Source organism: Bacillus sp. 3a (assembly GCF_017161885.1).
GTDB lineage: Bacteria > Bacillota > Bacilli > Bacillales > Bacillaceae > Bacillus > Bacillus safensis.
In genome coordinates, this window is sequence record NZ_CP067376.1 from 3493564 (window position 1) to 3505158 (window position 11595).

The 11595-nt window shown below is 43.2% G+C and carries 4 protein-coding genes; all 4 read right to left on the minus strand.

The features are described 5' to 3' along the window. Positions 1-2: 2 nt before the first annotated feature. The 4 genes from JJ692_RS17715 to JJ692_RS17730 are packed head-to-tail and all read right to left on the minus strand — an operon-like array spanning position 3 to position 11590. Positions 3-9092 (minus strand): non-ribosomal peptide synthetase/type I polyketide synthase, encoded by a 9090-nt coding sequence (locus tag JJ692_RS17715; protein WP_206534023.1) that lies wholly within the window; start codon positions 9090-9092, stop codon positions 3-5. Between the two features lie 19 nt (positions 9093-9111). Further along, a complete protein-coding gene (locus JJ692_RS17720) occupies positions 9112-10254 on the minus strand; it encodes an acyl-CoA dehydrogenase family protein (protein ID WP_206534024.1) in 1143 nt (380 codons plus the stop codon). Further along, on the minus strand, positions 10241-10510 hold the full coding sequence (locus tag JJ692_RS17725; protein ID WP_024424539.1) for an acyl carrier protein: 270 nt from the start codon (positions 10508-10510) through the stop codon (positions 10241-10243). The genes JJ692_RS17720 and JJ692_RS17725 overlap by 14 nt, the downstream gene beginning before the upstream one ends. Before the next feature lie 27 nt (positions 10511-10537). Continuing rightward, positions 10538-11590 carry an HAD-IIIC family phosphatase gene (locus tag JJ692_RS17730; protein ID WP_206534025.1) on the minus strand — a complete coding sequence of 351 codons (1053 nt, stop codon included), beginning with the start codon at positions 11588-11590 and terminating at the stop codon, positions 10538-10540. Positions 11591-11595 lie beyond the last annotated feature (5 nt).

Genomic DNA, 11595 nt, shown 5'->3' on the forward strand with positions numbered 1-11595 from the left:
GCTTATATTTTTAAGTCATCTAATTCGAAAAGAGATACGTCGTCTAATTGCTTGAATGAAGAAGTCAGTTCAATTTCCTCTATTCTCACCGCATCTACTGAAACAGCCCGCATGATGTCTTTCAGCAGACCTGCAATCCGCTCTATGGTTTCCTCTGTGAAAAGCTCAGTATTATATTCAATCGTTGAAGAAAGACCGTCTTCCTGTTCATACGCAATCCAGAGTAAATCAAATCGCGACGTTCCTGTCTCGTATGGATAATCACTAAAGGTTAAACCGCCAACTTTCAGTTCTGGCTGATTCATATTTTGCAAGGCGAACACAGCATCAAACAATAGATTCCGGCTGACACTCCGGCTCAGCTGGAGGTCTTGCACCATTTGTTCATATTGATATTCTTGATGACCGAAATCATCGATCACATGCGCCTTTACATCCTGAAGGAATTGCTGATAAGTCAGCTCTGCTTTAGGATATAAACGAAGTGGCAGCATATTGACAAAGATACCAATGACTTGCTGCAGCTCCTCTTGTTTTCTACCTGCTACCGGAACCCCGACGGTGATATCTGATTGTCCGCTTAATTTATGAAGCAAAATCTGATACAGACTTAACAGACCCATAAACAATGTTGCGTCTTCCTTTAAAATCACCTGCTTAAACGCGTTCAGCTCCGCTTCTTCTATACGGAACGTATAATGTCCGCCGCGGAATTGTCTCACCTCTGGCCGATCGAAATCTGTTGGCAGATCAAGCAGCGGGGCACCTTCTAACCGGTTTTTCCAGTAATCACTCGATTCTTTCAATGCTTCAGACGCAAGTATGTCATTTTGCCATTCTGAAAAATCTTTATATTGCAAAGCCAGAGGCTCAAGCGTCCTGCCGTCGTATAACTGCATAAAGTCGTTGACCAAAATATCTTGAGAAAGACCATCCGAGATAATGTGATGCATGTCCAGCATGAGCACGAATTCCTCTTCTGCCAGCTTCATCACACCAACTCTCATCAGTGGAGCCTCACTTAACGTAAAGGCAGTCAAAAATTGTTCAATCACTTGTTTTTGATCTTCCTCAGATCCTTGTGTCGATCCCTCTGTGAGGTCAAACAATGTGACTGCAAATGGTACCTCTTCTTCAATCTTTTGATAAGGGACGCCATTCTCTAGTACAAACGCTGTCCGCAAACTTTCGTGTCTCTTTATAAGCTGCTGAAATGCCCATTCCAACCTGCTGATATCGAGTCTTCCTTTAATTCGTCCTGCTTTAAATTCGTTGTATCCTGTGCTGCTTACATCCATTTGCTGCATGAGATACAACCGTTTTTGCGCAGACGACAGAGGATAATGCTCCTTCATTTCGGCTTTTTCAATCGCATGATAAGCAGCAGTGTCTGCTTGGTCGATATATTCTGCCATTAATCGGATCGTTGGTATTTGGAAGAATTGTGGCAGCGTCAGCTCTACACTGAATGCGCGATGAATGATGCCAATGAAAGTAATCGCCTTTAGAGAATCTCCACCCATTTCAAAGAAATGATCATCTATGCCAATTTCATCAATTTTAAAGAAAGCTTGCCAATGCTGACTTAGTTCCTTCTCTAGCTCCGTTTCAGGTGCAACATAATTCGTTGACAGCGCTGGCCGAGAATATAAGTTTCCATCTTGTGCATGCTCTTCGGCACTCTCTTCCTCAAGGGATAAACGGTCTACATATCGGTGAATCCGATCATGTAAAGACGTTGTTGAAATAACCATTTGTTCCACTTGATCCAGTGAAAGCAATCGTTCAAAGATTCTTTTTCCTTCTTTTTCTGTAATTAACGTTTCGGTGACATCATCTCCGATTGGAAGATCGAGCTGCTTTCCTTGCTCAAATTCCCAGCCGTCAAAGCTAATGACAGACCACTGCATTTCTGAACGAAGATTTCGTTCATACACGTACGCATCGATGAAATGATTCACAGCTGTATAGGCTGTGAAACCGAGTCCGCCTAAGATCGGTGACAAAGATGACAGCACAAAACAGAAATCAAGTGATCGGTCACCTAAGGCGGCATCAAGATGAAGTACACCATTCATCTTCGCTTCAAAGTGGGGTTCTGAGAATGTGACATCTGTTTGCTCCATCACTCTGAAGGATTGATCACCCGTCACTCCAGCTGCATAGATCACACCGTCAATCTGTCCATAGGCCGCATCCACCGTGTTAATCAATTGCTGGATATCTTCCCTGTGGCGAACATCTACTTTCTTTATGAGAACTTCTGCACCAGCCTCTTCAAGTGCCATTACCTTTTGTATTTTTTTCTTAGTTGGATCCTGTTCATCGTGCGTAGCAAGCCACTCTTGCCACTTGCTTCTATCAGGCAGTCCAGACCTGCTCGTTAAGATCAACGTTCCCTTCGTTTGCTCGGTCAAAGACTGTGCAATATTCAATCCAATAAACCCAAGACCGCCAATTAAAATGTATACACCATCTTTTTTAGCCAACTGAGTATGTCCTGTTTCGGGAACTAGAGCTTTGGCATACTTTTTCACATATCGCTTATTTCGTCGATAGACCGTGAGAAGCTGTCCAGATGTTCGATCTAACTCATCGCTAATTTGTTTCAGCAACCTCTTTTCCTGCACCCCATTTGCCACCGGGCGATCGACATCAAGAATGCGGTAACGCAAGTTCGGTGTTTCTTGTGAAATAACCATGGCAGGTCCAAGATGGATTGCTTTTTCAGGATAAAGGATAGTCTCACCGCCAACGGCATACGTCAATGAGGAAAGAACTGTAATGGATACTTTTTGGTCCAAAACAGATTTTTTCAAAGCCTGTCCGATATAAAGCAAGGAGTAATAAGCATCTTGCTGCGTTTGTTTCACCCATTCTTCTTCGGATTGAGACGGCTGTCGTTCTGAAAGCCCCCATAGATGACAAACTTCTGACACGTTGATTTGGTCATCTGCCAGATTTGATATGAGTTTTTCATAATCAGAAGGCTTATGTGACCGAATGGTGTAGCTTTTTTCATCATGCTTCGTAAATTCATTTCCTTTCTGAACCACTACGAACTCGTTCCGTTTCGTCAGAAGCTCGGCTGCAACCTTCTCTCCGAAGGCAGATGAATCCGCAAACAAAAGCAAGGCTCCAACAGAGGAATCATCTGATGACACATAAGGGGAAAGGTCCGCCTCCCAATAAGGGGTATAGAACCATTCATCCATTTGCTCCTTTCGTGCAGACTGCTTAGGTTTATCGCGTTTTACACGGTCTGATGCATCATACCAATAGGAGGTTTGATCAAACGCATACGTTGGCAGCGGCATTTTCTGAGGCTGACGGTTTAGATGGAACCTGTTCCAGTCGATGGTTATTCCGTGTGTCCAAAGACGTCCAATCTGCCCAAGTAAAAATTCAGTATCCGTCACATCTTGTTTTGCATGTCTGAGCACATGACATACATGCTGATTCATGCCGTTCAGTGACCGGTTGACCATCACGCTTAAATCTTGACCTGGTCCAATCTCAATTAATTGAATATTGTCCTGCTGTAAAATATTTGTGATGCCTTCAGCAAAACGAACCGTATCGGTCATATGCCTTTTCCAATAGGACATATCCTGAGCACTCGCACTTGTCATCCAGTCTCCTGTCAAATTCGAAATAAATGGAATACGTAGCTGCTTGGCTTTAATATCCTTTAATTTTTCACCAAATTGCTCCGCTGCTTCCTTCATGACATGTGAGTGAGCAGCAATGGTTCCACCTAATCGCATACACATCAATCTGTTATTCTTCAGCTCTTGTTCAAATTCACTTATCGCTGCTTCAAGACCTGACACGATACATGAGGAGTCATTGACAACAGCGAGAGAAATATCTTTTGGAAGCATCGGTTTTAACTCTGCTTCAGGTAATGGAACACTCATCATGATGCCAGCTGGCGACGACTGCATCGCATTCGCCCGGCAGGCGACCATCGACATCGCTTCCTTTAAGCTGAAAAGGCCTGATATAGCGGCTGCCGTTAATTCGCCAAAGCTATAGCCGATCATTGCATCAGGACGAATCCCCCATTCAATGAAGAGCATGGAAAGGGCATATTCAATGGCAAAAATGGCTGGCTGTGCATATTGAGTGCTTGCCAATTTTTCGCGTGCCTTTTCTGTTTCAGCCGCTAATGGATAAAGAATGCGGGCAAGACTTTGCCCTGTTGCTTCTTCATATGCTTGAAAACAAGCATCCATTTGCTTCTTAAAGTAAGGCTCCTCCCGGTACAAATCTAATCCCATATTGAGGTATTGATTGCCTTGTCCAGAAAACATAAAAATAATCTTTTGTTTCTCCACATGTGAATGCATGAGCTTCCCAATACCCTTGCCTTGCTTTTCTGTTAATACACGCAATGCATCTTCTCTGCTGGCCGCCACAAAGGCTTGACGGAATCCAAAGGACTGCCTGCCTGTTTGCAAGGTATAAGCTGCGTCTGCCAAATTGAGAGAAGGCGTGTTTTCCAACTGATTCACAAGGTTGTCTTTCATTCGTTCCAAACTCGTTTTGCTCTTTGCTGAAAGGACAAGCAGCTCAGCCGAACGAGGCATTTGCTGACGATCTCTTTGCGGCGCTTCTTCTAATATGACATGCGCATTGGTTCCGCCCATTCCAAATGAGCTCACACCAGCCCTCCGCAAATGTGATACTGGCTGCTTCCAGTCGGTCAGCTCAGTGTTTACAAAGAAAGGACTATGCTCAAATGCAATGTTTTCATTGGCTTTTTTGAAGTGAAGACTAGGTACAAATGTGTGATGCTGAAGAGAAAGCACAGCTTTAATCAAGCCAGCTGCTCCTGCCGCTGCATCCAAATGTCCAATATTTGATTTCACAGACCCAATGCGGCAAAATTGTTTTTTCTCTGTGTCGAAAGCTTTTATGAGCGCCTCTATTTCAATCGGATCTCCAAGTGACGTTCCAGTTCCGTGTGTTTCTATATATTCAATCGTATCTGGTGAAACATCTGCTTGATGTAAGGCATCCTGGATGACCCTTGTCTGACCTTCAACACTTGGAGCATTGAAGCCAACCTTTTGATCACCATCATTGTTGATGGCAGAGCCCTTAATGACCGCATAAATATGGTCACCATCTTCTATGGCTTCACTAAGTGCTTTTAAAGCAACAAGACCCACACCATCTCCGCCAACAGTTCCATCTGCTTGATCGTCAAAGGCACGACAATGACCATCGCTTGATTTCACCATGTTCTGCTGATAAATGTAGCCTGATTTCACTGGGTGTAAAATCGACACGCCTCCCGCAAGCGCTACATCTGAATCACCATTTGCAATGGATTGACAGGCCAAATGCAAGGCGACCAAAGAAGTCGAACAAGCGGTTTGCAATGTGAGCGCTGGTCCTTTCAAATTCAATTTATGGGCAATTCTTGTACTCACGGTATACGTATCATTGAGCGAGCCCACTTCAAACAGCTCTGACATGCTGCTATCAAGCGAAGATGCAAAACGCTGAATCCATTGAAAGTTGGATGTGGACCCAGTAAACAAACCGACCTTACCTTGATAATCTTCCTGCACATACCCCGCATCTTCCAGCGCCTTATAGGCGTACTCATGCAGCAGCCGTATTTGAGGATCCATCATTTCTGCCTGACCTGGTGAATAGCCGAAGAAGGATGCATCAAATAAATCAGGTCCATCAATCACACCTTTTGCTCTTACATAATCGGAACGCTCAAAGGTTTGGCGGTCAATTCCAGCCTCTAGCAATTCTTCATCGGAAAAGAATGAAATCGATTCTTCTCCATTCTTCAAATTTCGCCAAAATGTCTCAACATTTTCTGCACCAGGGAATTTACCTGCCATTCCAATAATCGCAATCGGCTCGTTGGCTTTTCTTTTCTTTTGGTTCGCAGGCTGTGTGCCAGATCCCTTCTGCTCTGTTGCACCGCTTAAATATGCAGCTAGCTCTCTAATCGTTGGACGGCGGAACATTTCGACCATTGGAATGCTTTGATTCAATTGCTTAGCGAGCTGTTGATTGACATGAATCAGGTTTAGAGAATGCCCGCCAATGTCAAAGAATTTGTCATGAACACTTACCTCATCTAAGCCGAGGACTTTTTTCCAGATGTCTTGAATAACTTTCTCAGTATCAGAAAGATTGTCAGAGCCCGCCTGCTTTTTCATTTGTTGCCCCTGTTTCAAAGCAGGTAAAGCCCGTTTATCTAATTTGCCGTTGGCAGTCAGCGGCATATCATCCAATTGAACAAAGTGAGTTGGAATCATATAATCTGGCAGCTGATCGGCTAGTGCTTGTTTCATTGCAGCTTGATCGAGTATAGCTGTCGTAACAACATATGCGGCTAAACATGGTGTACCAGAAACATCTGGCTTTACAGCAACAGCTGCTGCTTTGACCCCTGGCTGTTCATTCAGCCAAAATTCAATCTCACCTGTTTCAATACGATAGCCTCTCAGCTTCACTTGATCATCGTTTCGGCCTAAAAACTGAATGAGCCCATTAGGCAGAATGCGGGCTGCATCACCTGTTTTATAAATTTTTTCACCTGGCTGGAAAGGATGATCGACAAACCGCTCTTCGGTTAGCTCTGGGCGATTCAAATACCCTTTTGCAACACCTTTCCCCCCAATATATAATTCACCGATGGTTCCTTCCGGCATAAGATTCATATGTCTGTCAAAAAGAAGAATATCTGTATGCTGTGCAGGTTTTCCGATCGGCACATACACGTCTTGATCAAGGTCCTGGTCATATCGATGAATCATGCAGCCAACCACTGTTTCAGTTGGTCCATATTCATTCACAATTTCTATAGGCTGCGGGAATGACTGCTGAATGGATTTCGCTAAAGATGTTTCCAGCTGTTCTCCGCCTAAAATAAAACATTTCATTTGGCTTTCCGGGAAAGACAGGTGCTTAATAAACTGTAAATGAGATGGTGTCAGTTTCATCACATGTACGCGATTATCTTTTATGATATCTTCGACAAGCAGCTGCCGGTTTTCATGGTGATAAATCATGATGGTATTTCCTGAAATGAGCGGTGTGAAAATTGAAGTAACTGTCAGGTCAAATGACAACGATGTGTACAAAGCAAAATGCCTTGTTTCTCCTCGAACATATACTTGTTTCGCCCAATCAATATAGTTGGCTAAACCAAGATGATGAATGAGTACACCTTTAGGTCTTCCTGTCGTTCCTGATGTATAAATGCAGTAGGCTGTTTGGTCTGAGGTGATGGCTTCTGCCAAGTTATCTGATAATCCGGTATATAGATCCGGCTGTGTGATATCAATTTTTTCTCCGTTATAGGCATAGGTGAGTCCTTTAATCGGATGAGTTAGGAGCCATTCTACTCCGCTGTCTTCTAGTAGATACTCTATTCGTTCCTGCGGGTATTCAGGATCAATTGGCACGTAAGCCCCGCCAGCTTTTAAAATAGCTAAGCATGCTATCACCATTTCGATGGAATGCTCTGCTAAAATGCCGACACGCTGCTCCTGTTTGACCCCTTTATTTTGTAAATAGCGTGCGAGCTGATTCACTCTCTTGTTGAGTTGTTCATATGTAACCGTCGTACCGCCAAACTCAACTGCGGCTGCCGTTGGCGTTCGCTCCACTTGCTCTTCAAATAGGTCAATCACCGTTGGTTCATTGATAGACGTTGCCCCGCCATATTGCTGAAAAACTGTTAACTGCTTTTCTATCTCTTCTTCTGATAGCAGCTGTAACTGAGCAGCAGATTTTTGTGGGTGAGCACAAGCATCAGACAGGAGATGAAGAAAATGCTGACACCACTTTTCAATTTGTTCAGCAGAAAAGCTGACGGGGTTATACACCAATGAAAAATGCAGCTGTTCATCAAACGCCTGTACACTAAGCGTGAGATCGAATTCCGTCTGTTCTTTCATCTCAAATCTGCGAATACGCACAGGCTGATCGCTTTTCGTGAGCATTCGATCTAGTGGATAGTTTTCAATGACGACGATTGAATCAAATAATGATTGCTCTGCCGTCATTCCTGCATATTTCTTTAAGTCGGATAGCGGAGTATGTTCATATTCATTTCTCACTGCGATTTCCCGACTCACTTCCTGCATCTGTTCAACAATCGGCCGATCCTGTTCGAATGAGACACGCAGCGGTAATGTGTTAATAAACAAACCTGTCATCTTTTCAATTTGAGGAACATCCGCATTTCTTCCTGATACTGTTGTTCCAAAGACAATATCATCTTGGTTGGCGTACTTAGATAGCAAAACTCCCCACAGCGTATACATGACAGATGCCAATGTCACATCATGTTGATTCGTGAATTTGCTCAGCCTCTCCGCAATGGAAGCATCCACTTGATGTTCATATTGATGAAAAGCACCTGAATCTTCATATGCGCCGCCTGACTTTGGAAGCAGTTCTGCATAACTCCAGCCATTGAGAACATTTTTCCAGTAGACAGCTTGCGCTTCTGTCTGTTGAAGATTTTGCTGCTGCCATTTAACAAATGATTGATAGGACGGTCTTTTTTCAAGAAGAGGTTTGTCTTCATTTGATAAGCGCTCATATGCACTCATCCAATCACTTAATACAATCCCAAGACTCCACCCGTCCAATAAAATGTGATGAAAGCTAATGAGAACCCAGTTGACTTCTTCATTTACTTCACATAATGTCAAGCGAAATGGAACTTCCTGTAGATCAAATCGTTCCTCTCGATCCTTTGCTATTATTTCCTCTTTCAGCAAATGAAGAGGCTCCTCAGCTTGGGTCAAATCACGGTATCGAATGTCAGGCTGATGCTGCTTCAGCACAATTTGTACTGGCCTTGCGAGTTCCTGCCATCTAAACAATGTTCTAAGCATTTCATGCTGTTTGGTGACATGCATCCATGAATGTGCAAAGAGATCTCGCTCAACCGGCCCGTCTATTTGGATCAGCAGTTGTTCAAAATAAGCCGTTCCGTCCGGTTGCATTAAATGATGAAAAAGCAGTCCTTCTTGGATCGTAGTGATACCTAACATATTTTCAATGTTCTGTTTATCCAGCTTCTTCGGCTGTAATGCCATGGGATCATCTCCTTTCTCTCTAAGAATGTTTCACGAAATAATGGCGTAAACCATAGTTAGCAATGACCTGCTGCTGAATTTGCGAAGTCCCTTCAATAATTTCAAGTACCTTCGCTTCACGATATAATCTTGAAGCTGAGTTTTCCCGGCTAAATCCACTCCCACCATGGATTTGGACATTTGTATTTGTAATGTCGACAGCAATTTTGGAGGTGAAATATTTTGCAATGGATGTTTCTGTGATCGCATCAGGATGATTCGCTTCTCGCATTTCTCCAGCCTTTAGGCATAAAGCTCTCGCTGCATGGAGCTGAGTGACTGCATCTCCGATCATTCCTTTGATCATTTGATGCTTGTATAGTTTTTCATTAAACTGAGTTCTTTTGCGTGAATACGTAACGAGAGAATCAACGGCTTCTTGTGCAATGGCAAGCCCTGCCCAGGCAACACTGTATCGTCCATGGTCTAAAGCCAGAGACACTACGTGGTTAAAACCGCCCCCAACTGGCCCTAAGACACAGTCTTCGTGTACCTGCACATGATCAAGAGTGATTTCTGCTAAATAAGATGCTCGATTTGCCATCATTCCAGTAATTCTCTCAATCTCTACACCCGTCTGATCTCGATCGACAAGGAATGCCGTGACTTGTTCGCCGTCTCGTGCAATCACAATAAAGAAATCTGCAATCGCTCCGAAGGAAATCCACTTTTTCTTCCCATTTAATACATAGGACTGTCCTTTTTTTTGATAGCTAGTTTCAACATGATTGGCATCTGAGCCAATATTCGGCTCTGACAAAGCAAATGCACCGATTTTTTCCCCTTTAGCTAATTCAACGAGCCAGCCTTGTTTTTGGTCTTCTGTTCCATAACGAAGAATGGCTTCCCCTACGAGTGAATTCACTGTTAATAATGTCCGTACGTTACAGCAAGCTTTCCCCACTTGTTCCGTGAACTGTCCATATGCAATCGGATCAAGCCCCAAACCTTGATAGGAGGGTGGGATACCTGCCGCCAAATAGCCTCTTTTCGCCATATCTCGAATCAGCGACTCCGGCAAATGTTCTGTCTCATCGAATTCATTGGCAAATGGACGGATATGTTCATTGCAATATTGTCGTATTTCTTCAATGGCATCGATTGTTTGTTCAGCTGTTTTCATGAAGAGCCGCCCCCTGCTGTTTTTTCTCAATTAAGGCGACAATACGATTGACCGTACTAAAATTAGCAATGTCGAGGTCTTCATTGTCTAATTGGAAGTGAAAGTCATGTTCAATATAGTTCACTAGTTTCATCGCAAATAGTGAATTGACAAAGCCTTGTTCAAAAATATGATCATCATTTCCAAGCTCCATTTCCTCATCAAATACCACTAGGTTTTGCTCGATATATGCTCTTACTTGTTCGTGTAGGTTCATCATTCAATCTCCTCGCTTTTCGCTTTTTTATTTGGCAGGGTCCTTCTGCTTTATCTCAATGTTGACATCTACGTATTCTGGGAAAGGCTGAATCATGCTTAAATCGTTTTCGAACAAAATATAGCCATCTTCCCCATTCTCGATCTCTTTGAAATTCGCAAACTTATAAGTGATATACATCATGCGGTTTCGATCGGTTTGTTTAAAATCAGCTACAAGCCGTTTTCCTCTCTTTTTCGCCTCTTGCAAAATCGTTGTCAGTAAAATGGTCCCGACTCCACGTGACATAACACGGCAAGACATAAGCAGTAGTTTGACATGCCATGTATCACCTGTTTCTTCTATTAAAGAGAGTCCTATTTTTCCATATGAACCGAATTTATCTTCAAGTTCACAGACGAGAAGCAAGTGATTGTCTGATTGACGGAAATAATCAAGCTCTGCATAATCGTAGGTTTTCCCGCTTGCATTTAATTGATTGGTTCGAACGGTAAGTTCTTCGGCTCGCTGGAGATCTTGTTCTCCTGCTTCTGATATAACGAATTTCATATTTAAAGAGGCCAAAAATTTTTCAGGCGGCCCTTCATATTTCTCTTCTTCCTGCTTCCTTTGATCTGCTTCCATGTACATTTCTCTGCGCCGTTTTGCATCCTCTGTGATAAAAGCTGGTCGCAGTCGATCATCTGTGAGCAATGTCCTATAATCCACCGCATCCCAGCAAGTAATCTCTGGATGAACTGCCTTCACTTCTTCTCGTTCAAATGGCTGATCATCGATAAAGAGAATGGTATCTTTATGAATATTTAAGCGCTCGCTGATTCTCTCTAATGAACTAGATTTGGCATTCCAATGAATCTCTGGATAGAGAAAGAAATGTTCGATCCCAAAGGCGGAGAGCTTTTCCCTCACAGCAGCTTCATCATTCCGGCTTGCAATGGATAAAAGGATACCGCGCTCATCTAGCTCTGTTAGCACTTCCTTCATCGATGGCTTTAACGTCACTTCATCTGATTCAAGTAAAATTCCATCCCATAATGTATGATCTAAATCCCAGACAACACACTTGATTTGTTTAGCCATTTGTT